At 39.0% G+C, this 21,136-nt stretch carries 29 protein-coding genes; 24 read left to right on the forward strand and 5 right to left on the reverse strand.

The window, feature by feature from the left end:
- Positions 1-14 precede the first annotated feature (14 nt).
- Positions 15-320, forward strand: coding sequence for an energy transducer TonB (locus ACUR5C_RS00230; protein WP_454466299.1), 306 nt, complete (start codon positions 15-17; stop codon positions 318-320).
- 77 nt (positions 321-397) lie between these two features.
- On the forward strand, positions 398-1,114 hold the full coding sequence (locus ACUR5C_RS00235) for a hypothetical protein (RefSeq protein ID WP_454466300.1): 717 nt from the start codon (positions 398-400) through the stop codon (positions 1,112-1,114).
- A gap of 478 nt (positions 1,115-1,592) precedes the next feature.
- Here the strand turns inward: ACUR5C_RS00235 and ACUR5C_RS00240 are convergent, their stop codons facing one another.
- Positions 1,593-2,636 (reverse strand): IS110 family RNA-guided transposase, encoded by a 1,044-nt coding sequence (locus tag ACUR5C_RS00240; RefSeq protein ID WP_454466301.1) that lies wholly within the window; start codon positions 2,634-2,636, stop codon positions 1,593-1,595.
- Positions 2,637-2,820: 184 nt separating this feature from the next.
- Here ACUR5C_RS00240 and ACUR5C_RS00245 point away from each other — a divergent pair, with 184 nt between their 5' ends.
- The 5 genes from ACUR5C_RS00245 to ACUR5C_RS00265 all read left to right on the forward strand — a co-directional run bounded on the left by ACUR5C_RS00245 (position 2,821) and on the right by ACUR5C_RS00265 (position 5,552).
- Entirely contained in the window at positions 2,821-3,162 is a 342-nt protein-coding gene (locus ACUR5C_RS00245) for a hypothetical protein (protein ID WP_454466302.1), read from the forward strand.
- 74 nt (positions 3,163-3,236) lie between these two features.
- Positions 3,237-3,461, forward strand: coding sequence for a hypothetical protein (locus ACUR5C_RS00250; protein ID WP_454466303.1), 225 nt, complete (start codon positions 3,237-3,239; stop codon positions 3,459-3,461).
- 103 nt (positions 3,462-3,564) lie between these two features.
- Positions 3,565-3,930 carry a hypothetical protein gene (locus tag ACUR5C_RS00255; RefSeq protein WP_454466304.1) on the forward strand — a complete coding sequence of 122 codons (366 nt, stop codon included), beginning with the start codon at positions 3,565-3,567 and terminating at the stop codon, positions 3,928-3,930.
- A 496-nt stretch (positions 3,931-4,426) separates the two neighbouring features.
- Complete coding sequence (locus ACUR5C_RS00260; RefSeq protein WP_454466305.1) at positions 4,427-4,870, forward strand: hypothetical protein; 444 nt, start codon at positions 4,427-4,429, stop codon at positions 4,868-4,870.
- 79 nt (positions 4,871-4,949) lie between these two features.
- Positions 4,950-5,552: an HAD-IB family phosphatase gene (locus ACUR5C_RS00265; protein ID WP_454466306.1), complete on the forward strand. Its 603-nt coding sequence runs from the start codon at positions 4,950-4,952 to the stop codon at positions 5,550-5,552.
- 477 nt (positions 5,553-6,029) lie between these two features.
- On the opposite strand, the gene ACUR5C_RS00270 is transcribed toward ACUR5C_RS00265, so the two are convergent.
- A complete protein-coding gene (locus ACUR5C_RS00270; protein ID WP_454464923.1) occupies positions 6,030-7,073 on the reverse strand; it encodes an IS110 family RNA-guided transposase in 1,044 nt (347 codons plus the stop codon).
- Between the two features lie 179 nt (positions 7,074-7,252).
- Between ACUR5C_RS00270 and ACUR5C_RS00275 the strand changes: the two genes are divergently transcribed.
- The 15 genes from ACUR5C_RS00275 (at position 7,253) to ACUR5C_RS00345 (ending at position 14,917) form a co-directional block, all read left to right on the forward strand.
- The gene (locus tag ACUR5C_RS00275) at positions 7,253-7,651 is read left to right on the forward strand and encodes a hypothetical protein (protein ID WP_454466307.1); all 399 of its coding nucleotides are present in this window, start codon (positions 7,253-7,255) and stop codon (positions 7,649-7,651) included.
- A gap of 60 nt (positions 7,652-7,711) precedes the next feature.
- Complete coding sequence (locus ACUR5C_RS00280; RefSeq protein ID WP_454466308.1) at positions 7,712-8,146, forward strand: hypothetical protein; 435 nt, start codon at positions 7,712-7,714, stop codon at positions 8,144-8,146.
- A gap of 72 nt (positions 8,147-8,218) precedes the next feature.
- Complete coding sequence (locus ACUR5C_RS00285) at positions 8,219-8,584, forward strand: hypothetical protein (RefSeq protein ID WP_454466309.1); 366 nt, start codon at positions 8,219-8,221, stop codon at positions 8,582-8,584.
- Positions 8,585-8,674: 90 nt separating this feature from the next.
- Positions 8,675-9,004, forward strand: a complete 330-nt coding sequence (locus ACUR5C_RS00290; RefSeq protein WP_454466310.1) for a hypothetical protein — start codon at positions 8,675-8,677, stop codon at positions 9,002-9,004.
- A 69-nt stretch (positions 9,005-9,073) separates the two neighbouring features.
- A complete protein-coding gene (locus ACUR5C_RS00295) occupies positions 9,074-9,472 on the forward strand; it encodes a hypothetical protein (protein WP_454466311.1) in 399 nt (132 codons plus the stop codon).
- A 51-nt stretch (positions 9,473-9,523) separates the two neighbouring features.
- Positions 9,524-9,898 (forward strand): hypothetical protein, encoded by a 375-nt coding sequence (locus ACUR5C_RS00300; RefSeq protein ID WP_454466298.1) that lies wholly within the window; start codon positions 9,524-9,526, stop codon positions 9,896-9,898.
- Positions 9,899-9,970: 72 nt separating this feature from the next.
- A complete protein-coding gene (locus ACUR5C_RS00305) occupies positions 9,971-10,249 on the forward strand; it encodes a hypothetical protein (protein WP_454466312.1) in 279 nt (92 codons plus the stop codon).
- An 86-nt stretch (positions 10,250-10,335) separates the two neighbouring features.
- Positions 10,336-10,833 (forward strand): hypothetical protein, encoded by a 498-nt coding sequence (locus ACUR5C_RS00310; RefSeq protein WP_454466313.1) that lies wholly within the window; start codon positions 10,336-10,338, stop codon positions 10,831-10,833.
- Positions 10,834-10,912: 79 nt separating this feature from the next.
- Positions 10,913-11,341, forward strand: coding sequence for a hypothetical protein (locus tag ACUR5C_RS00315; RefSeq protein WP_454466314.1), 429 nt, complete (start codon positions 10,913-10,915; stop codon positions 11,339-11,341).
- Positions 11,342-11,580: 239 nt separating this feature from the next.
- The gene (locus tag ACUR5C_RS00320; protein WP_454466315.1) at positions 11,581-11,949 is read left to right on the forward strand and encodes a hypothetical protein; all 369 of its coding nucleotides are present in this window, start codon (positions 11,581-11,583) and stop codon (positions 11,947-11,949) included.
- A 76-nt stretch (positions 11,950-12,025) separates the two neighbouring features.
- Positions 12,026-12,508, forward strand: coding sequence for a hypothetical protein (locus ACUR5C_RS00325; RefSeq protein WP_454466316.1), 483 nt, complete (start codon positions 12,026-12,028; stop codon positions 12,506-12,508).
- A gap of 239 nt (positions 12,509-12,747) precedes the next feature.
- A complete protein-coding gene (locus ACUR5C_RS00330) occupies positions 12,748-12,933 on the forward strand; it encodes a type II toxin-antitoxin system RelE/ParE family toxin (RefSeq protein ID WP_454466317.1) in 186 nt (61 codons plus the stop codon).
- On the forward strand, positions 12,920-13,207 hold the full coding sequence (locus ACUR5C_RS00335) for a helix-turn-helix domain-containing protein (RefSeq protein ID WP_454466318.1): 288 nt from the start codon (positions 12,920-12,922) through the stop codon (positions 13,205-13,207). The genes ACUR5C_RS00330 and ACUR5C_RS00335 overlap by 14 nt, the downstream gene beginning before the upstream one ends.
- Positions 13,208-13,285: 78 nt before the next feature.
- On the forward strand, positions 13,286-14,026 hold the full coding sequence (locus ACUR5C_RS00340; RefSeq protein WP_454466319.1) for a hypothetical protein: 741 nt from the start codon (positions 13,286-13,288) through the stop codon (positions 14,024-14,026).
- Positions 14,027-14,053: 27 nt separating this feature from the next.
- Positions 14,054-14,917, forward strand: coding sequence for a hypothetical protein (locus ACUR5C_RS00345; RefSeq protein ID WP_454466320.1), 864 nt, complete (start codon positions 14,054-14,056; stop codon positions 14,915-14,917).
- A gap of 208 nt (positions 14,918-15,125) precedes the next feature.
- Here ACUR5C_RS00345 and ACUR5C_RS00350 read toward each other — a convergent pair whose 3' ends face one another.
- The 3 genes from ACUR5C_RS00350 to acnA all read right to left on the reverse strand — a co-directional run bounded on the left by ACUR5C_RS00350 (position 15,126) and on the right by acnA (position 19,080).
- A complete protein-coding gene (locus ACUR5C_RS00350; RefSeq protein ID WP_454466321.1) occupies positions 15,126-15,695 on the reverse strand; it encodes a YceI family protein in 570 nt (189 codons plus the stop codon).
- An 11-nt stretch (positions 15,696-15,706) separates the two neighbouring features.
- Positions 15,707-16,246 (reverse strand): cytochrome b, encoded by a 540-nt coding sequence (locus ACUR5C_RS00355; RefSeq protein WP_454466322.1) that lies wholly within the window; start codon positions 16,244-16,246, stop codon positions 15,707-15,709.
- A gap of 125 nt (positions 16,247-16,371) precedes the next feature.
- The gene (gene acnA / locus ACUR5C_RS00360; protein WP_454466323.1) at positions 16,372-19,080 is read right to left on the reverse strand and encodes an aconitate hydratase AcnA; all 2,709 of its coding nucleotides are present in this window, start codon (positions 19,078-19,080) and stop codon (positions 16,372-16,374) included.
- 168 nt (positions 19,081-19,248) lie between these two features.
- Between acnA and ACUR5C_RS00365 the strand changes: the two genes are divergently transcribed.
- A complete protein-coding gene (locus tag ACUR5C_RS00365; protein ID WP_454466324.1) occupies positions 19,249-20,622 on the forward strand; it encodes a class II fumarate hydratase in 1,374 nt (457 codons plus the stop codon).
- Positions 20,623-20,835: 213 nt separating this feature from the next.
- Positions 20,836-21,105 (forward strand): YHYH domain-containing protein, encoded by a 270-nt coding sequence (locus ACUR5C_RS00370; protein WP_454466325.1) that lies wholly within the window; start codon positions 20,836-20,838, stop codon positions 21,103-21,105.
- Positions 21,106-21,136 lie beyond the last annotated feature (31 nt).

Raw genomic sequence — 21,136 nt, forward strand, 5'->3', positions numbered from 1 at the left:
TGGACTATAAGAAAATGAAATCTCTCTTACTAATTGTATTGCTATGTTTAACATCTTGCGCTTCAAAGAAAAGTGAAATTGAAACCAGCAATGCACCTGATATTGGTTATGTGAAATTCTTGATGGATGTAGATGAAACGGGAGCACCAATAAACCCAAAGATTATTGAATCTCACCCTAAAGGTGTGTTTGATAAAGATGCGCTTGCTGCACTTTTGAAATGGAAGTTTAAACCCAAATATGTAGATGGGGTTGCAGTAGTACAACGCGGTCTCAAATATACTATGGAATTCAAAGCGGCTGATGAAAAACAGCCATAACAAGAAATTGCAAAATATTCAGGATAAAAACATTCCTGAATTTTTGAATTGAGCGTTACGTGTCTCTGGAGAGTTAAGTGCTAGGAAAATTATTTGGAAAGAAGAAAGAACCTAAGCAACTTGAAGCAAAGGTTTCAGGTATGGAGTTTCTCGGTGATATAGAAGGGAGTGGGGCCAGCGCATTAAGATTTGAAGTTGGGAAAATTCTTCTGAAATTTCCGCAAGTTAAGAATGCCTATTTCTCAAAGCTGAAGTATAAGGGCGAGGAAAAGTTCCGCATTGCACTTGTTATTGATGCTTCTGAAACATCAAACGAGTTGGGCAGAGAAATAGCCGAGCAGTGTGCTGGTATATCTCCGATGGATGTTATGTTTTCGAATTCTTGTGCAAACACCTTGCTTGGCAATATTGTGGCTAATTCTGAGCCGCTTTTTAGTGATTCAAATCTTTTGTTTGAGTGCCCAATTATTGTTTCACGAGGCACAAATCAGGAAATGCCCCAAGAATGGAAAGGAGCTATTCTTTGTTATTACGTAGCAGCCCCAGATTATGAGTCAGCATTACTCAGAGCAACAGATGATTTAAAGTCTGATGGCTACAGGTATGAAAATGTGCATGATGGCAAGGTTACTCAGCTAGATCCTGCCGTTTGGTGGGAGCAATATGTCATGGAAAAGTGGTCTGAGCATTCTGACCATTTCCCCTCGCAAGAAGATATACAGGTTCTAGTCGTTACGGGCGGTATTCACAAAGGGCCAGCTCTGGGGTGGGAGAATGAAGCAGTCAACACGTAACACATATGAGCCGTTCTCTAGTCAATAAACAAAAGTAATTAATTTCGGTTACCTCAGTAACCAAATACTAGTTAATCAGTAATATCATCTACTTCGTCTGTCGTTTGAGCTGTGAAGTCAATTGCTTACCGCAAACACATATAGAGGCTCTCTTACTTTGTTCTCAACAATGCCTGCTTGGTACTTTCCATAGAGTTTAGCAGGGGCACTAGACATTCATCGGTTAACCTTATAAAGGCACTATTCAAGATTAGGGTTTAATTTCATTATCCAGTTATTTCCAGGCTCAGTTAAGGTGTAAACAATCTTACTCATTAAATCAAAAAAGCACGCCAATGAGGTGGCTAATCAAGGCGGTTGGGCTCTAGCTTTTGGTGTATAAAATTGAAATGTTAAGTTTAAAACCAGTCAGCAGACATCAATTTTAATCACACTCTGCATACGTCCAGTTAGGCGTTGCGCTCACCTCATTGCGTGACTAACTCTTCAGGAATTTTTGTTCATCAAATACCGTTTCGTTTTTCAACATAAAATAAACACATCGCCCAAGCTTGTGAGCAAGGGCGGAAAGTGCTTTAGCTTTAGACATTCTTCGTTGTAACTTAAGCAAGTATCCTTGCGCGTTCTTGTTTCCTCTCAAATATAAAACCGCCGCTTCAGAGAATGCCCATTTAAGATGAGCATTACCTATCTTATTTCCTTGCGTTCCGTACGTTTTGCCAGCGGATTCAGCTTTACATTTCACTAACCTGCAATAAGAAGCAAATTTTTGTACTGACGGAAACCGGTTGATATTGCCAACTTCATAGATAATGGTAAGAGCAAGAATTCGCCCAACTCCTGAAATGCTTTTTAATATATGTAAATGAACCGGATTGTGTTGTTTGGCTTGCTGTTCAATAAACCATTCAATTTTACTTAATTGCTTAGCGTAACAATCGAGCACAGCCATATCCAAATCAATATTGCGTTGTACTACAGGGTTATCAAATGTTGACATAAGTTTTTCACGAGCTGAGATATTTTTTAAGTTAACTTTGTTGGGCGGTAAGTTGTATTGGCTAGTTGTATTAACGACATGTGCTTTTAGATGTGCACCGTGGCGTACTATTTTCATTCTTCGGCGGAGCAGATCTCGCGTTGCTCGTTTCTCTTTTGGGTAAACGTAGGCTAATGGGAAGTTTCCACCTCGAATGAGATTAGCGATCTTGAAAGAGTCGATACGGTCGTTTTTAGCCTTTCCACCGTGAATAGCTTTCATATAAAGCGCATGACCAAGAATGAAGTCAATGGTGTGTTCCTCGCAAAAGTCAGCGACCCAATACCAGCAATGCATACATTCGACACCGACGACTACCTTGCCGATATAAGGTTCAAGAAGGGCTAGTAGACTCTCCGGATTAGCACTTATCTCTTTATGCAGAAGGGTCTTACCGTCTTGGTCGATAATACACACGTAAAGTGATCTAGCATGTAAATCAATTCCGCAGTAATATGGGTGCATGTTATTGTAAAAGTTCATTGGGCTTCTCCTTTTGGTTTGGTTGCCTTTAGTTTAGCCGAAATGGTTAAACTGGGGAGAAGGCTCAATGATTATCAAGCGCATGTTGCCGGACTTGGGTAAACTGTCACCTTTTTCGCGCTGCGCGGCAAAAAAGCCGCCAGTTCACCCAAGCCGCAAATGCAGGCGTTATACGTAGAATCAAATGAAAGAATATTTTTGTTGGCGCTGTGATCGGATAATGCCTTTCTTAGAAGAGACTGAATGGAATGAAGTATCTCCGTTGTTGGGTGATGCAATGCAGGCAATAAAAGATTATCGAGAGAAACATCAGTGCGACTTGGAAACTGCTAGGGTAAACTGTAAACCTGAAGCTATGGAAAAATTTGAGGAGCTCACAGGTATGCCTGGAGTTCATTTCGAAACGATTTATCACCATCGTCTCAGTGAATGGGGCATTGAGTGCAATCAGTGTAACGAGTTGCTAAGAACGCCAAGAGCCAAAATGTGCGTTAATTGTGGAGCTAAACATGAGCAAGTCGTATAACCAATCAAGGCAGTATATGCGAAATACGCAAAACTGCTTGAGGCGTTATACGCAGAAAGATATGAATGAGCTAAATGGATACTATTAAAGAAGAATTTAAGGGATTAGTGCTAGAGCTCATCAATGTACCAACTGAAATTCGAGAGTCAGAAATTCTAGAACGACTAGATATAATTTCACCAGATCCAGGGTACATGGATTATATTTATCATTCTGAACATTATTATGATGACGATGATAATTTTGATGCTGAGGCGCTTACTGAAAAGGTGTTCAGTTACAAGCCGATCATATTTTGAGAATGATAAATATAAAATCGTATAACCAGAAATTGCAAAAGATGCAGGAAAAAGACTCCTGCATCTTTTGAATTAAACGTTATGATCACTAAAGGATTATCTTTTGAACCTGTGTATTAGAATTTTGGTCGCGATTTTTGCTCTAAGTAGTAACGTTGTCTTAGCTTGTAGTACACCGAAAGGTGGTTGGGTTCCGATTGATATTGAAGTAGAGTTTCTTGGAGAGTGTTTTTCCCATTATTGCGAGAAAGAAAAATCATATATGAAGCTGAGAGCTGATATACCGAAGCCAAATTGCTTAGCTGAAGTTTATTTTGAAGGGAAGCAAATAATTGTGATAATTCCCGATGTTACTTGTGAAAATGTTCCTGCGAGATTTACCGCAGAAACTACAGAGAAATACTGCTACGAGCCCAGATATTTTGGGATAAAAAATCATAACCAGTCAAAGCAAAAAGACGCTGATTAATGCGCGCTTTTGTTTGAGGCGTTAGTTTTCAAAAGGAGTTGTTAGTCTTGAAATGGAAAATTTATTTTTGGATAATAGTTTTCTACCAAATCGGAATAGTCAGTTATTTGTCCTATTCCGACCCAAAATCATTAACTGTAGGTATAGGTTCGATTCTTGATATTATTTTCCTAATTGGACTGTTTGGCTATTCTTATAGAAGGCCTATATTGAATAAGTCACTTTGGATGGTAGTGTTCATAGCTTCAATTTTGTCTTATGTGAATGGACTCATTGTTGCACCGTATAATTTTTACGTAGCTTTTGGCACTATTGAATTTGGAACTATCGCTGCGCTGTGGCTACCTTTTTTACCACTACTAGCAATCCCATATGCTTTATTTCAATATTCAAAGAATAGCGATGAAGTTTGGCAATGAAACTAACAAGCGGTTGGTGTCGCGACAGCTCACTCGCGCACTCACTCACTGCCGCACAACCGAGCGTTAGGCACTAGATGAAGAAGATACAAATTTCACTTATAGTTTTATTTCTCTGGTCTGTGATTAGCAATGCATCGCAACCTCATTACTACTCGTTCAACAAAGTCCTCCTTACTGAAGGTGAGATTTCTATTAAAGCGAGTACGAAATCTAAAGGGGAACTGCTGGAGGCATTTAGCATCAATACGTCAGATGGCGTAATAAATTTAGATGCTGAGACGATCAAACAAGTTTTGAATCCTAAATTGAACTCTATCGAAATGGCGTTGATGCCCTACGAATTAGAGCAAGGTGTGCGTTACTTTCACGAAGTATCAATGAAATTTTACGGTGAGAAGATATGCAAACCTGATGCGGACTCACTCAGTGGAAATTGGGCTCCAGAAAGTAAAATGGTTGTAGTCTTTTGGGGTACAGAACATAAAGTTAGATTCGAAATTGGACGATGCAATGCCTAACCAGTTGCGGCATTCGACAAAAAACAGCGCTACGCAATTTTGCGACTGCGCTCGGCGTTAGCATTCAAGGGATATCACGGTGAATTTGGCACTCTTCGATTTTGATGGAACAATCACAACACAAGATACCTACACTAAATTTATCATGGCTTCGACACCAAAGTTTCGATTAGTCCTAGGTTATATATTTCTTCTTCCGATTATTTTTTTGTATAAATGTAATGTTTTTCCTGCTTCGAAACTACGTCCGATTATCACTTGGGTCTCATTTAAAAACAGAAAGCAAAGTGATATTTCATCCATTACGACTGACTTCGTGAATAATTATTTACCCACAGTAATAAGAAATAACATGCTACAAAAAATTAAGTGGCATCAAAAAAATGGAGATGAGGTTTATGTTGTTTCTGCATCCTTATCACCGTATCTAAATTTGTGGTGTTCAGAGCATGACATCAAAGTTTTATGTAGTGAACTGGAGTTAATTAATGGTAAGTTTTCTGGTAAATATATTTCTGGTGATTGTAGTGGCGACAGAAAAGTCTCTACTATCCATAGTAAATTGAACCTTAGTGTTTTTAACAAAGTTTTTGCTTATGGTGATACAAATGAAGATCTCGCCATGCTAAGCCTAGCAGACGTAAAATACTTTAAAGGCAAGCAATTGAGAAATGAATGCTAACACATATGAGCCGTTCTCTAGTCAATAAACAAAAGTAATTAATTTCGGTTACCTCAGTAACCAAATACTAGTTAATCAGTAATATCATCTACTTCGTCTGTCGTTTGAGCTGTGAAGTCAATTGCTTACCGCAAACACATATAGAGGCTCTCTTACTTTGTTCTCAACAATGCCTGCTTGGTACTTTCCATAGAGTTTAGCAGGGGCACTAGACATTCATCGGTTAACCTTATAAAGGCACTATTCAAGATTAGGGTTTAATTTCATTATCCAGTTATTACCAGGCTCAGTTAAGGTGTAAACAATCTTACTCATTAAATTAAAAAGCACGCCAATGAGGTGGCTAATCAAGGCAGTTGGGCTCTAGCTTTTGGTGTATAAAGTTGAAATGTTAAGTTTAAAACCAGTCAGCAGACATCAATTTTAATCACACTCTGCATACGTCCAGTTAGGCGTTGCGCTCACCTCATTGCGTGACTAACTCTTCAGAAATTTTTGTTCATCAAATACCGTTTCGTTTTTCAACATAAAATAAACACATCGCCCAAGCTTGTGAGCAAGGGCGGAAAGTGCTTTAGCTTTAGACATTCTTCGTTGTAACTTAAGCAAGTATCCTTGCGCGTTCTTGTTTCCTCTTAAATATAAAACCGCCGCTTCAGAGAATGCCCATTTAAGATGAGCATTACCTATCTTATTTCCTTGCGTTCCGTACGTTTTGCCAGCGGATTCAGCTTTACATTTCACTAACCTGCAATAAGAAGCAAATTTTTGTACTGACGGAAACCGGTTGATATTGCCAACTTCATAGATAATGGTAAGAGCAAGAATTCGCCCAACCCCTGAAATGCTTTTTAATATATGTAAATGAACCGGATTGTGTTGTTTGGCTTGCTGTTCAATAAACCATTCAATTTTACTTAATTGCTTAGCGTAACAATCGAGCACAGCCATATCCAAATCAATATTGCGTTGTACTACAGGGTTATCAAATGTTGACATAAGTTTTTCACGAGCTGAGATATTTTTTAAGTTAACTTTGTTGGGCGGTAAGTTGTATTGGCTAGTTGTATTAACGACATGTGCTTTTAGATGTGCACCGTGGCGTACTATTTTCATTCTTCGTCGGAGCAGATCTCGCGTTGCTCGTTTCTCTTTTGGGTAAACGTAGGCTAATGGGAAGTTTCCACCTCGAATGAGATTAGCGATCTTGAAAGAGTCGATACGGTCGTTTTTAGCCTTTCCACCGTGAATAGCTTTCATATAAAGCGCATGACCTAGAATAAAGTCAATGGCGTGTTCCTCGCAAAAGTCAGCGACCCAATACCAGCAATGCATACATTCGACACCGACAACTACCTCGCCGATATAAGGTTCAAGAAGGGCTAGTAGACTTTCCGGATTAGCACTTATCTCTTTATGCAGAAGGGTCTTACCGTCTTGATCGATAATACACACGTAAAGTGATCTAGCATGTAAATCAATTCCGCAGTAATATGGGTGCATGTTATTGTAAAAGTTCATTGGGCTTCTCCTTTTGGTTTGGTTGCCTTTAGTTTAGCCGAAATGGTTAAACTGGGGAGAAGGCTCAATGATTATCAAGTCACTTAAAAGGACAAAAAACAGTTGGTTTTTGCTCCTGCGTCGCTTATTTTAACCAACTATTTTTTGCCTCTTAGTGAGGCGTTATACATCAGTGAGATATGAACGAGATACTTGAAGCTATAAAAAAATCTGAATTTCCTGAGAGAGGTGAAATTTTAGCTGGCATCGAGGATGGCAGGTATATGCTTTTTGAACCTGGAAGTGAGCCAATTAAAGCAAGGTCCTTATTGCTGCCAATTCGAAGCAAAATCGATGTGTTAAAGAATCAGTATCAGCAGACCGAATTTGTTAAGAGACTAATAGATTGCTCCATTTATCTAAGTAATGAACTAGATACAGACCAAGAAATGTTATGTCGAACGTGTATACTCAAAACAGATAGTGAGTTTAACTATATGATGATTGTCCGTGAAGATTACCAATTGTGTATCGGTGCATATCTACAAGTGGTCAAAGGAAAAGAGAATAAACATATTAAAGTGGTAAAAAATGTATAACAAAAGGGTCAGCCGGACCCCTGGCGGGGCCAGCTACCCAGGCGTTATGCGAAATAGAGAATGAGCAATTACCTGAAAGTTACAGCTGATGTTGAAGATGATGGAACCGTAGGTTTAACTGGTGTTGTTTCATCTAATGGGTTCTCTGGTTCTGGCGAAGCTTGGTTTAATATTTCTGAGGTTAAGCAATTTATTTCTCAGTTAGAGAGTTTTGCAAAATCTACTGAAAATCCACCAGAAATTACTGGTGGTAACTGGGATGGCGAGGGTAACTTGCTGCATAAGCTGTTTTCTCTGCGCTTTTACTCGTTTTCTAGTTTTCGTGCAGGTGTGCAAGTAGAATTGGCTCATCATCCATATACGGATTGTCGTATAGAGGAAGTTTCTAGTGTAAAACTAGAATTAAAACCAGAAGCTCAATCCATTCTTAATTTTTGTGGGCAATTGAATGAGCTTCTATCAAATAATATTAGCGAGGCTAGCCTTATTTGCTAGTCATCGCATAACAATAAAAGGCAGCGGATAAACCGCTGCTTTTGGCGTTAGTTGCCAAGGAAGGATTGGACCATGATTCAAGATGAAAAGGGTTTTATCGAATGGCTCGATAACCAATTGAGTGAAGAAATACCTGATCAAGTTGTTGCCTTTAATATCAATATCTATGAGTCTCCGTTCAATATTGAAATAGTCGGCTCAAATGAATTTGATCCGGAAGATGAGGATTGGGTATGTAACGAAGATTGGGTGCCCCAAAATAGAATCATGCGAGTCTCACACTCCTTATTTGGGAGCTCATGGGAAAAGGCTCATGAAAACATTCTAGCAATGGCTAAGCAGTACTTTCATTCAAGCTCTAAAAATATCTGCAAGCTTAAAGAGGCAAAGGCTTTTGCTGTGGGCTTCGTAGACGGTAGTCTTAGCTATGTACAGTAAGCAACTAACAAGCAAAGGCAGCATCGCCCATGCGAAAAGCGCATGGGCTGGACTCGCTAACGCTCGCCGCTGCTTTGGGCGTTAAGTGCTATGACGATCCTGACGAAAAATGAATTAATTAATATGCTTTGGGGCCTATCAAGTCACGATAAAGAAGTAGAGAAGTGGAATTTGGATTTTGTTAGCAATGGTGGTTTAGTTTGTTTGAAGGAAGAGCAAAAAAAAGTCGCGGCAATAGGTATGCTCCTAAATGAAATTGCGCGGTATTTGGCAAAACATAATCCACTCCGTTCTTTAGATATTGCTAGTGCCTTGATTGAAAATTCGTTGCCTACTCAACTTAAGAATACAGAGTGTGAAGAGTTGATAAATAGAGCGCGGGAATTGCTCGCTACTGTATCAAACCCTGATTGCACTTAACAATACGCGGTTATTGATGTGTTACCGCTTCGCTAAAACACACAAAAACGCTAAGCGTTAACAACATATATGAATAGAGCAGAAGTAGAAGCAGGGTTACTAGCATCATTAGAAGGCACAAGTCTATGTATGGCTGAGCCTAATGAAAATGACGGAGACTTTAAGGGCGCTTTCAGTATGTTTAGTTCTGAACCAGAAAAAGGTCGAACTGGACCTGTAACTCATGGTTATCGACCACAGCATGAAACTAAAGATGGAATACATACATCTGGAGCAATGCGCTTTATAGGTCAAGATATTTTATGGCCAGGGGAATGCTGTGAGGTCTTTATTTCATTGCTTTCGCCAGAAAGTTTCGATGGTAAATCAAAGCCCGGTGATTTAATTGGTATCTACGAAGGAAGTCGCCAAATTGGCGAAGTGAAAGTATTGGCAATCTACAATGAAGTATTCGGTAAAAATTGTTAACAAGTCGCAGCAGCAGAAAAAGAACTGCTGTGCTTTGCGTTAGGTTTACGAATGGAACTCACAGAACTAAACAAATATTTGAGCAAGTTGGAAGGCCCTGGTGTTATCGAGCGTTTAACTGTCACCGAGCACAGTGAGGGTGGGTCTCTAGGAATCAAATTCTGTGGTGATACTGGATCTTTAGATGATGGCGAAATTGAGCTAACATTTGAATGTGTCGATATTTTGAATCTACCTCTTTCTTGGTTAATGGCTCCTGTTCAAGTGAAACTCGCAGATCCTGCAGTTTTGAATGACAAAATAGAGACGAACTATCAGGATGATGAATATAATCTCTATATCATTACAGACGATGTAGATATAGAGTGGCATGTTTATGCGAAGAGTTATGAAGTTAAAGTACTTCCTGTTTTTTATGGAAGATAAAAACCTAACCAGAAATTGCAAAATATTCAGGCAGAAAACGCCTGAATTTTTGAATTGAGCGTTAAGTACATAATGAGACCACCTAAATATATAGACGATGGAAAAGTTTTACGCTGGGCTTTCTCTGGCAGTGAGCCCTTTGGTGTGATCAAATATTCCGACGGTAGAATTGCAGCTGAGATATATGGATTAGCCATCTGCCAATACGATGGTGACAGCAAAATTTATCGATTTAGCTGCGACAAGGATTGGGAGACTGAGCAAGATGCAGGTTATTGCTCAATTGAAGAAGCTATGAACACTGTTCCAGCTCAGTACCGCGGACAAGAAATAAAATGGCAAGAAGCGTGAAAGTACTTAACAATAAACAGCAGAAATATCAGTGTAAAAGACACACTGAATTCTGTGTAAAGCGTTAAAACTATCAAGGAACGAAATTGAAAATATCTGGATACATCATTCTTTTGCTAATTAGTTTCGGACTTCAAGGTGCAGATCTAAAGCTTCCGACTGGTCAAGAGTATAAAGAGGAAGTATTTGAAGCTTTATCTTGGTACAACTCGATAATTTTGGTACAGCGTATTATGTCGATTGATTGTGTCGATACATTTCCAAGTTTAAGAAAAGAACATGCGGCGGCATTCAATCATACTAAATTTTTAGCTTTAGAGAAAAGTTTAAATAAATTCATGCCTAATCCTAGAGTAGAATGGGAGGCTCGTAAGAACGATACTTCGTTCAACCAACCGCCTTATAAACCACCATCGTTGGAGAAATGTAAAAAATTTCTGAACCACCTTCCTAATCTTATAAATGCTATTGAAACTGATTCTACAGGTCAGGTAGACTTAGTAATTGAACTCGCAACACAGTTAGGATCTTTGAGCGACATAGAGTTAGAAAAAGTTTTTGAGAACTTGGGGAATAAGTTTTAACAATGCGCGGTTATCGAAAATTTACACTGCGTTTCAATTTCGAAAACGCTTGGCGTTATGCATCTCAGCAGGCTGAATTATGTCATTAGGTTTTACATGTAGGCCTATAGAGAGTGAAGAAATAGGTGGCAGTTGTAAAGTTTCCTTATTTCGATTAGGTAAAGAGCTAGGAATTTCTCTCAATGGAACAGAGATAAGAGATCAGTTAGCCTTTGGTGAATACACTTTAATAGTGACCTGTCACGATTACTATGATGGGGAGCAAACCTGGTTTAACCTTTTATCTTCAGATCTGGATGTTGTAGATGTGGTATCACCGCTCGATCAAACCGGCTTTGTAAGCCTAATTGATAAAGGTGCTTATCCTCTAGAATTTAAAATCTATCAGCGTGATAAGGTTTGGAGGCTGTATTTGTGGAGTAAGCGGCGCATTACATTTTCGCTTAAAGCAATGTTTCAGCGTCCATTTAAATATTGGTTTAAGAAGCGCTTGTTGGTGCTCAGTTGAAAAAATGCATAACCAGCTCAGCAAGAGGGACCTCCGTTCCGGAGCTCGTTTTTGTGTTAGTCGCTACGCTTACACAAAAACAATCGCCTCCACTACGGCCCCTTCTGCAGGGCGTTAGCACTACAAGGAAACTCATGAATAAACTGTGTTTTGTATTTTTATTGATTCTGTCATACAACGCTCATTCGAATTCTACTGTTCTTAACAGTTTGAGAGGAACGTGGGAAGGAGAGCTATCTGTGCGAAATGTTGATTCTCCTTGGGGACCCGGAACGGAATTCGAAACATATAAGTTGAAAATTTCAAACTGCAAGAGTGGATTGAGAATCTTTCTAAACTATGGTGAAGGATATAAACAGTATGATTCAAGTTTGAAAATAGATTCTGTTAAAGGAATGCATACTTTGTACTCGCTTAAATCGAGTGCCGCTCCTAATAGAGTCTGGGTTGAAAGTCGATATTGGGCTATTACTGAACTGGGCTCAAAGGCAAAAGTACAATGGGCGCGAATGGTTAGCAACCCTTCTTATGATATGTCTAGTAAGTTGAGAAGTTACACACAGTCCGGTGTTGGTGAGCTTAAGCAAACTTCTAGTTCATGCGGATAGTAAAGTGCTAACCAATCGCGGTAATCGAAAATTTACACTGCGTTTCAATTTCGAATACGCTGGGCGTTAACTGTCTATGAAAATACTAATAATAATTTTATCTATCTTTTCTTTTTCAGTGTTTGCTGAAGAAGAGTGTGTTTTTGATTCCGATGAGCAGAAAAAATTCAATAAAGCATATATTGCAAGTCATAAAGATAGTGTTGCTTCAGACGAAGGTGATAGCATCATCATTACAAGAGCTAACGAGATAATAAAATTTAGTCGGGGTGGTTGTGTTCATTTTGGTATATTCATTGAGTCAACGATTAAAGGAAAGAAAACTCTGTCTGAAGAAGAGTTTTTTTCAAAAGTTGCGGGTTATACGAAAGAATTTGGTGGAGAACTTGTCGATGCTAATGATCTTCTCAAAGCTATCAAGGCAAAAAAATATTCAAAACAGACAACATCTGGAAACTTGTACTATTTTGTAGGAGTTGAATCAGTACAAGCTTTTGAAATATCTGTTAAATCGAATAGAGGTGAGACACATGTTGACGTCGGATTTTACATCAATTAAGCCGTTAACCATTAAAGGCATGCGACTAAAAACACGCGCATGCTTAAAGCGTTACACTCTAAACTTTCCTCCTGCTTAACTCCGGCATTGCCGTATACTGTTAAGTTATGATATTTATAGAAACCCGACTATTCACTAAACTCCTGTCTGATTACTTATAGGACGATGGTTACCGTGGATTGCAGTCCTACCTTCTTAAAAAGCCTGATGCTGGTGATATCGTCAGAGGTTCGGGGGGTGTGCGTAAAGTAAGATGGGCTAAATCGGGCCATGGTAAGAGTGGTGGAATTCGAGCCATCTATTATTGGAAGAAATCTGACCACGAAATATGGATGCTTACTCTTTATAGTAAATCTGAGAGAGCTACGATTTCCGGTTCAGTACTAAAACAAATTGCGGAGGCTATCGATCATGAAAAATCGTGATATTGGAAACGAAATACTGGAAGGACTCCAAGAAATTCAGGAATTTAAAAAAGGGAATGTTCAGTTAAGAACAACAGAGCTATCTGAACCTTCAGAGCCAAGAGTAATTCGAATGAAATTGAAGCTGTCCCAATCTGCTTTTGCAGGATTGCTGGGCGTAAGCATGAGAACTCTGCAAGATTGGGAGCAAGGACGAAGAACCCCACAAGGTCCAGCAATTGCATTGTTGAGGATCGCGGAACAACATCCCGAAGTTTTTTCAAATCTTCATTAATATGTGTAACCAGGGCGCGAAAAAGATGTTCCGTTCGTCACACTTTTTACGCAAGCGTTATGATCTAAAGGAATGTAAATGCGTTGTATATTAATTATTTTGTTAGCATTTGGAATTTTAGGATGTAAAACCATTCAAGAAGGCAAAAGCTCTAGTGAGAATCATGCGCTGGAATTTAGTTATAAATTTACGAATAGAAATACAATTAGTCTGAGTGTTCCAGATGAAATGCTTTGGAAACCTAGATTTTGGAAATATGACCCAGAAAGAGGCTTTAAGCTAAAGCTTTACTACCCATCGCTTAAGGCACAAATTAAAAGAATATCTCCTTATATTGGACATAAAAACTCAAAAGCTCCACAAGATATAAAAGATGAATATGCTAGATTAGAGAAGCTGCATAAATCTATGGGTGATGAGCTTTACATAAATGTAAGTCCGTATAATAAACGTATAAACAGAAAAGAATTATCCGTTTGCAAGATTGATAGTAGATTTAATTTGGCTGGAAATTTTAATGGATTACAAAAGTATGAGCGAAGCAGTCGCGGCTCAGGTAGTAAATACATAACTTTATTACCAGAAGGTATTTCAGATGTAGATTGTATAACTTGTGTAGAAAATGCTAATTGCAGAGTGTATCTTTACACTCAAATTAATGGTGTTGAAGCTGAAATATCTTATCCAGAAACTAAAACAATGAAAAACTGGAAAGAAGTTGTAGCGTCGGTTAATACATTATTGAACCGATATTTAATTAATTCGGAAAATCATAGCAATACATCGGTGGTTGACGCAAAAACCGCGCAACACGATTAAGCGTTATGCAGGATTAGAGGTTCATTAATGGAAGTTACTTATCAAAAATCTATTGAGGGGGCAAAGGTCAAATTCATATTTGGTTTAGCTGTAGTGGTCTCCCTTTTTAATATATCAATATTAAAAGAGAATCAATTATTAGGCTACCAAATCGCCTTAGTGATATTAGCAACAACCTTTGGGTTTATATTCGATTATTTTGCGTTAACTAAATTATTTAATGTATTTGAACAGAAAAAAAGGCAATATAATTCGGTGGATTACTCGATTAATTCTGCATTAAAAAATTTCCTGAAATGGCCTTTACTGTTTAAATCAATGAATGCTGAATTGCTCACTTTATATTATGCCTTTTTTGCTAAATTTGAAAAACAAGAAACAACTAATAATATAACCTCGTTTAGCTATTCAAAATTAAGTAACGCAAAGGATATGTTTTGGATTGTTGCAATAGCTCAGTTACCAACCTTACCGTTAATTCATATATTTATTGAGAATAAAAATATGCCTTTGCTTGCATGGATCATTACTCTGCTAACCTTATGGTCTGTAATTTACTATTTGGCACAAGTGCAGGCTACTCGCTTTAGGCCTATTGAGTTAGATAATGAACTCCTAAAATATCGGTCTGGCCTGTCTTGGGAGTCGGATATTCCATTAAAGAAAATAATCAAAGCACGGAAAGTACACTACAAAGACAAAATTGATGAATTCGCTTACTTTCTCTCACCATTAGGCTCAGAAAAAAATATCATCATCGAGTTTGATACATCAATTAAATTTATAGGGCCGTTTTTTCTTAGTAAACGCAGAAAGAAAGCTGCAATTTCACTGGATAAACCTGAAAAATTTCTCAATCAACTTTCACTTAGAGGCGTTGAAATTGCATAACAAAACATTGTTGCAGATTCCTAACATGCGCTTCGCTTTTATTAGAGCATGCAAAATTTTGCGTTGGGAAGCAAATTAGCAGCATTATTCACAAATCTTCAATGTCTCCTTTATGGCAGCTTTTGCTGGTCTAATAAAAACTTGATAATCACACTACTACACATAAACTAATTAAAAAAGCCTCTCTTTAAAGAGAGGCTTTTTTCTATTATTGTTTAATACCTTCTATGTGTAACTCTATAAAAACTTGGCTAGATTTAGGTCCCAACCTTTCTGGAATACCAAAATCTTTAAGTTTTAATACCGTTTCACCACTAAAGCCAACTCGATAGCCGCCCCAAGGATCTTTTCCTTCACCGACTTTGGTCGCATCAATGGTGATGCTTTTAGTCATGCCGTGTAAGGTCAAATCACCAATAACTTGTAATTGGTCGTTGCCTTTATCGATAATTTTAGTGCTGGTAAATTCAGCCGTTGAAAACTTATCGGTTTCTAAAAAGTCAGCACTTCTTAAGTGCTTGTCTCGCTCTGCATGATTTGAGTCAATGCTGGTAGTGTCTATTTTAACTTTTATTTTAGCGTCGGAAACTTTTTCTGCATCGTAGCTAAACTGACCTTCAAACTGATTAAAACGACCAGTTAACCATGAGTAGCCGAGGTGCTGTATTTTAAAGTTAATTGATGCATGCGCACCTTTGGTATCAATTTTATAGTCAGCCGCGTTAGCTGTGATAGCAAAGGTTGATGCAGCGATTAGAGTCAATAAACTATTTTTCATTTTTTTCCCCTTTAGAGCATTCGTTTTAACGTATTGTCTTTGTCAATAAAGTGATGCTTTAAGGCACCACCAATGTGAACCACAACTAATCCGATTAAAATATACGCTAACCAGCGGTGAATATCACCCGCTATGTCGGCTTGATTATCAAATAGTTGTCCCATACTGGGCACGCTAAACCAGTTAAACACATCAATAGCGCGGTTGTCTTCTGTAGAAATAAGGTACCCGGTACAAAAAATGGCGAAGAGTAAAACATAAAGCAGAAGATGTACGCAGTGGGCTGCCAATTTTTCTAGTTTAGTATGCTGTTCCAGTGGTAAAACCTTTGGGCTGGTTAAGCGCCATGTCACTCTTACAACAAGGATAATCGCCAGTAAAATGCCACTACTTTTGTGATAGTCTGGCGCAACTTTGTACCAGTTACTGTAATAGTCTAGCTCTACCATCCAAATACCGACCGAAAACATTGCCAAGACGCTTAGCGCGACTACCCAATGAAGTAATTTTGCAATTAAGCCATATTTTTCGCTGGTGTTTTTAAGCATCATTTTTAATCCTAAAATGAGTCGTAAATTGTAGGCGATAAGTCGGTATTAAAAACCCCAACCTCAGCAATGAAAAGCCTATAACATTGATGCTAGCGCCAAACTTATTAAGTTTGGCGCTTAACAAGCTATAGAAGGTTGCGAATAACATATTGGAGGATTCCGCCATTAGCGTAGTACTGGAATTCATTGACAGTATCAATACGAATATCCATATCAAATTCAACTGATCGTTTGCCGCTGACGCTCACTCTTACCGATTTTTGGCCTTGTTCAATCGCTGGAATACTAAACGCTTCATCACCTTTAAGACCTAATGACTGAGCATTATCGCCTGACTTAAACTGGAGTGGTAAAATTCCCATGCCAATTAAGTTAGACCGGTGTATTCGCTCATAACTTTCTGCTAAAACAGCTCTAACGCCTAACAATGAAGGCCCTTTGGCGGCCCAGTCTCGGCTAGAACCAGTACCATACTCTTTACCGGCAATCACAATGCTGGGGATGTTTGCTTGTTGATATTTCATTGCAGCAGCAAAGATAGACATGACCTCACCGCTAGGAATATGGGTGGTATGACTGCCTTCGGTTCCTGGTGCAAGTAGGTTTTTAAGTCTGACATTAGCGAAAGTGCCGCGCATCATGACTTCATGATTACCGCGGCGGGAACCGTAAGAGTTAAAATCTTTCTTTTCAATGCCTAACGAGTTTAAGTACGCACCTGCAGGACTTTGTTCAGCGATAGAGCCAGCCGGTGAAATGTGATCGGTAGTAATACTGTCACCAACTAAGACTAAGCAGTGCGCGTTCTTAATGGGTTCAACCTGGCTAACTTCTTTTTGCATATCAGCAAAAAATGGCGGCTGCTTAATGTAACTTGAGTCTGGCCAGTCATAAATGGTTTTTTCTGGTACTTTCAATTCATCCCAAGTTGAGTTGCCACTATAAACGTCGGCATATTTTTCACTAAATAAATTTTGTGAAATAAACTGATCATTAATCTCTTTAATCTCAGCATTGCTTGGCCAAATATCTTTAAGATAAACCGGGTTACCTTGCTGATCATTACCGAGTGCTTCTTTGCTAATGTCTATTTGCATATTACCGGCTATTGCGTAAGCTACAACCAGTGGTGGAGAGGCTAAATAGTTTGCCGCAATGTCTGAATGGATTCGGCCTTCAAAATTTCTATTACCCGAAAGTACTGAGCATACTGGTAATTTCGCTAGCCGAATCGCTTTGGTGATTGGCTCAGGTAAAGGGCCAGAATTACCAATGCAAGTAGTACAGCCATAGCCAACTAAGTTAAAACCAAGCGCTTCTAAGTCTTCCATTAGGCCGGCATTTTCTAAGTATTGAGTGACCACTTGTGAGCCAGGTGCTAATGATGTTTTAACCCAAGGCTTGCTACTGATACCTTTGGCTCTGGCCTTTCGTGCCATTAACCCTGCTGCAATTAAAACTGAGGGGTTAGAGGTATTAGTACAGCTTGTAATTGCTGCAATGACCACTGCGCCTGGGTCTAGTTTAAATTGTTGACCTTTATATTCTACTTCAGCTGCTTGGTTGGCTTCTACTTTAGGGTTAGCGCTACCGCCTTCGGCGGCAAAGTTATTTTCTTCGGGTTGTTTGCTATCGTTGATTCTTAAGTCTAGCCACTCTCCAAATTTAGCCGCTGCTTGGTCAAGCGCTATACGGTCTTGTGGTCGTTTAGGACCTGCAATACAGGGCACTACAGAGCTTAAGTCAAAATTAATTAGTTCGTGAAAGCTGGCATCGGGGGTTTTATCGTCATGCCAAATGCCTAGTTGCTTAGCATAGCTTTCTACTAATTCTAACTGTTGTGCGTTGCGACCCGTTAAACGCAGATAGTTTATGGCTTCTTTGTCTAACGGGAAAATACCGCAAGTTGCTCCGTACTCTGGTGCCATATTAGCAATAGTTGCTCTATCAGCTGTCGATAAATGTTCAAGCCCCGGTCCGTAAAACTCGACAAACTTGCCAACCACCCCATGGTTTCTAAGCGTTTCGGTAATGGTTAGCACCATATCCGTTGCCGTCACTCCAGGATTAAGTTTTCCGCTAAGCTTAAATCCAACTACTTTAGGAATTAACATAGTGACGGGTTGGCCAAGCATTGCTGCTTCTGCTTCGATGCCTCCAACCCCCCAACCAAGAATGCCGAGACCGTTAATCATTGTTGTGTGTGAGTCAGTGCCGACGAGCGTATCAGGATAAGCCCATGGCTCTCCTGCAAACTCAGTGCCAAAAACGCAGCGAGCTAAGTATTCCAAATTGACTTGGTGAACTATGCCCCGACCGGGCGGAACCACTTTAAAGTTTGAGAAACTCTTTTGACCCCATTTTAAAAACTGATAGCGCTCAGCGTTGCGCTGTATTTCAATTTCGGTGTTCTTTTCTAAAGCGTCATCCGTTGCGAAGTGATCAACCATAATAGAATGATCGATAACTAACTCGACTGGATTAAATGGATTTATTTTATTGGCATCGCCTTGGAGAGATTGCATTGCGTTGCGCATTGCGGCTAAGTCAACAATAGCAGGCACACCTGTAAAGTCTTGTAAGATAACTCGCGCGGGAACAAAAGCAATTTCCATTTCGGGATGGTTTTTAACATCCCAATTAGCGACGGCTCGTATGTCTTGCTCTTGCACAAATGGTTGATCTTCGTGGCGGAGTAAGTTTTCTAATAAAATCTTAATGGAGTAAGGTAGACGTTGAATGTCGTATTGTTTAGCGAGTTTTTCGAAACTAATACTTTGATAAGTTTGATCGCCTACTTTAATTGGTTTAATTTGTTGCCATTGCTTGCTCATAATTCGTCTGTGATCCCTTTCGTTAATTGAATGAAATGGACAAACTTGCCGCTGTTAGTTAGCAATGTTGCGCTAAACTAACTTTTTGTTGCCATGTTTTTGTACATTACTTATCAGGATAGAGCTGATTAATCTTAGGATCAACTGTTATAGAGGATATCAATAGAAATGAAAAGAATTGAAAATGATAGCTTAGGGCCGGTTGAATTGCCTCAAGACGCGCTTTACGGCCCGCAAACTCAGCGTGCGATTGATAATTTTAGCTTTTCACCTAGAAGCATGCCGGTCACTTTTATCCAAATGCTTGCGCGTATTAAAAAAGCTGCGGCGCAATCTAACGGCGAACTAGGTTGCATTGCTAAAGCGCAGAGTGAGGCGATTATGCAAGCCGCTGACCAGATCATTGAAGGGAATTACCTGCAAGAATTCCCAGTTAACGTTTTTCAAACGGGTTCGGGTACTAGCACTAATATGAATATGAATGAAGTACTTGCTAATTTGGCTAATAAAGCCTTGCCAGAAAATAAAATTCATCCAAATGATCAAGTTAATTATGGTCAAAGTAGTAATGATGTTATTCCTACTTGTGTTCAGTTGTCTAGCGCGGAACAAGTGGCCAGACAATTACTACCTGCTTTAGATCGGCTTTGCGAGCAATTAGAAGAGTTGGCTGATCAATACCAAGAGGTCATAAAAACTGGGCGTACCCATTTAATGGACGCGTTACCCTTGAGTTTAGGTAGCGAGTTTAAAACTTGGCAGTTTCAAGTCAAAGAAAGCCAGCGGCGTATTCAAGCGGCACTTATGGCGCAATGCCAAGTGCCTATAGGTGGTACTGCGATTGGTACAGGTGTTAATACCCATGCTCAATTTTCAGCGATGACTTGTCGGTATTTAGCGGACGAATTAAAACTACCGATTAAACCCTGTGAAAATCTTGCCGCTAAAATCGCGTCTCAAGACACTAGCTTAGCGCTGCACTCTCAACTCAAGGTGCTAGCGACGGTATTGACAAAAGTTTGTAACGATATTCGCTGGATGAATTCGGGGCCACAAACGGGCTTAAATGAAATCAAGTTAAAAGCGCTTCAACCTGGTTCGTCAATTATGCCCGGCAAAGTGAACCCTGTTATTGCAGAAGCTGTATTAATGATGTGTGCTGAAGTTATGGGAAATGATACTACGATGAGTTTTGCTAATGCGTCTGGCAATTTTCAATTAAATGTTATGTTGCCTCTTATGGCAGATAAGCTTCTATCTTCAATACAGCTGTTAAGCGATGCCGCAAATGCAATGACAAATAAATTGCTGTTAGATTTTTCGGTTAACCAGTCATTATTATTAGAAAAAGCCTTACTTAATCCTATATTAGCTACCGCGTTAAATACCCAAATTGGTTATGAAATGACGGCCAAAATAATAAAAGCTGCGCTAGAGCAAGAAAGAAAAATTATTGATGTCGCCCAGGAAATGACCGAGCTTACAAGAGACGAGTTAGAAGTGCTACTTGATCCCAAAAAGTTAGCTGGACTAATAGACTGAGTATCTCTTTCGCCAATTTAATATTTGTATAATCGCTGGGCTGTAATCTAATTGAAGTAAATTAGAGATGTTTTTTGAATTATGAAAAATCCTACAAACAAAGTGTGACCTAATCGATACTTTAGCTTAAATTAGGCAAGGTATATTGATTGGCAACTTAGTTAATATTTTAATTAAGTTATTTAAACTTCACTCAATAAAAGGGATTTTTCTATGCAAAAAATTAAAAATAGTTTTTGGTGTTTAAGCTTTGCTTTATTAGCTTGTGGTTTTCTTAGCGCTCCCATTGAAGCCCACCCTGGTGCGACAGACAAAGAGGGTTGCCATGTTAGTAAAAAAGATAACAAAAAACACTGCCACAAAAAGCGCGACAAAAAAGAAAATAAAATTTCAAAAAAGAGCAAGGCAACAGAAAAAGATAAGCTTAGTGTAAAAGGGCAGCCTAAAAAGTTGTCAAAAGAAAAGTCTAAAGCTAATAAGTAAATTTTTAAGCCGTTTATTATCCGGGAGGTTG

It is taken from the genome of Aliikangiella aequoris (genome assembly GCF_053709105.1).

What these genes read in the sequence shown, in the direction of transcription:
- ACUR5C_RS00340 (WP_454466319.1), top strand. Translation starts at nt 13,286, where the DNA reads ATGCGTTGTATATTAATTATTTTGTTAGCATTTGGAATTTTAGGATGT.
- ACUR5C_RS00300 (WP_454466298.1), top strand. Translation starts at nt 9,524, where the DNA reads ATGGAACTCACAGAACTAAACAAATATTTGAGCAAGTTGGAAGGCCCT.
- ACUR5C_RS00245 (WP_454466302.1), top strand. Translation starts at nt 2,821, where the DNA reads ATGAAAGAATATTTTTGTTGGCGCTGTGATCGGATAATGCCTTTCTTA.
- ACUR5C_RS00345 (WP_454466320.1), top strand. Translation starts at nt 14,054, where the DNA reads ATGGAAGTTACTTATCAAAAATCTATTGAGGGGGCAAAGGTCAAATTC.
- ACUR5C_RS00315 (WP_454466314.1), top strand. Translation starts at nt 10,913, where the DNA reads ATGTCATTAGGTTTTACATGTAGGCCTATAGAGAGTGAAGAAATAGGT.
- ACUR5C_RS00240 (WP_454466301.1), bottom strand. Translation starts at nt 2,636, where the DNA reads ATGAACTTTTACAATAACATGCACCCATATTACTGCGGAATTGATTTA.
- ACUR5C_RS00230 (WP_454466299.1), top strand. Translation starts at nt 15, where the DNA reads ATGAAATCTCTCTTACTAATTGTATTGCTATGTTTAACATCTTGCGCT.
- ACUR5C_RS00305 (WP_454466312.1), top strand. Translation starts at nt 9,971, where the DNA reads ATGAGACCACCTAAATATATAGACGATGGAAAAGTTTTACGCTGGGCT.
- ACUR5C_RS00370 (WP_454466325.1), top strand. Translation starts at nt 20,836, where the DNA reads ATGCAAAAAATTAAAAATAGTTTTTGGTGTTTAAGCTTTGCTTTATTA.
- ACUR5C_RS00275 (WP_454466307.1), top strand. Translation starts at nt 7,253, where the DNA reads ATGAACGAGATACTTGAAGCTATAAAAAAATCTGAATTTCCTGAGAGA.
- ACUR5C_RS00285 (WP_454466309.1), top strand. Translation starts at nt 8,219, where the DNA reads ATGATTCAAGATGAAAAGGGTTTTATCGAATGGCTCGATAACCAATTG.
- ACUR5C_RS00270 (WP_454464923.1), bottom strand. Translation starts at nt 7,073, where the DNA reads ATGAACTTTTACAATAACATGCACCCATATTACTGCGGAATTGATTTA.
- ACUR5C_RS00260 (WP_454466305.1), top strand. Translation starts at nt 4,427, where the DNA reads ATGAAGAAGATACAAATTTCACTTATAGTTTTATTTCTCTGGTCTGTG.
- ACUR5C_RS00325 (WP_454466316.1), top strand. Translation starts at nt 12,026, where the DNA reads ATGAAAATACTAATAATAATTTTATCTATCTTTTCTTTTTCAGTGTTT.
- ACUR5C_RS00250 (WP_454466303.1), top strand. Translation starts at nt 3,237, where the DNA reads ATGGATACTATTAAAGAAGAATTTAAGGGATTAGTGCTAGAGCTCATC.
- ACUR5C_RS00295 (WP_454466311.1), top strand. Translation starts at nt 9,074, where the DNA reads ATGAATAGAGCAGAAGTAGAAGCAGGGTTACTAGCATCATTAGAAGGC.
- ACUR5C_RS00365 (WP_454466324.1), top strand. Translation starts at nt 19,249, where the DNA reads ATGAAAAGAATTGAAAATGATAGCTTAGGGCCGGTTGAATTGCCTCAA.
- ACUR5C_RS00355 (WP_454466322.1), bottom strand. Translation starts at nt 16,246, where the DNA reads ATGATGCTTAAAAACACCAGCGAAAAATATGGCTTAATTGCAAAATTA.
- ACUR5C_RS00280 (WP_454466308.1), top strand. Translation starts at nt 7,712, where the DNA reads ATGAGCAATTACCTGAAAGTTACAGCTGATGTTGAAGATGATGGAACC.
- ACUR5C_RS00290 (WP_454466310.1), top strand. Translation starts at nt 8,675, where the DNA reads ATGACGATCCTGACGAAAAATGAATTAATTAATATGCTTTGGGGCCTA.
- ACUR5C_RS00335 (WP_454466318.1), top strand. Translation starts at nt 12,920, where the DNA reads ATGAAAAATCGTGATATTGGAAACGAAATACTGGAAGGACTCCAAGAA.
- acnA (WP_454466323.1), bottom strand. Translation starts at nt 19,080, where the DNA reads ATGAGCAAGCAATGGCAACAAATTAAACCAATTAAAGTAGGCGATCAA.
- ACUR5C_RS00350 (WP_454466321.1), bottom strand. Translation starts at nt 15,695, where the DNA reads ATGAAAAATAGTTTATTGACTCTAATCGCTGCATCAACCTTTGCTATC.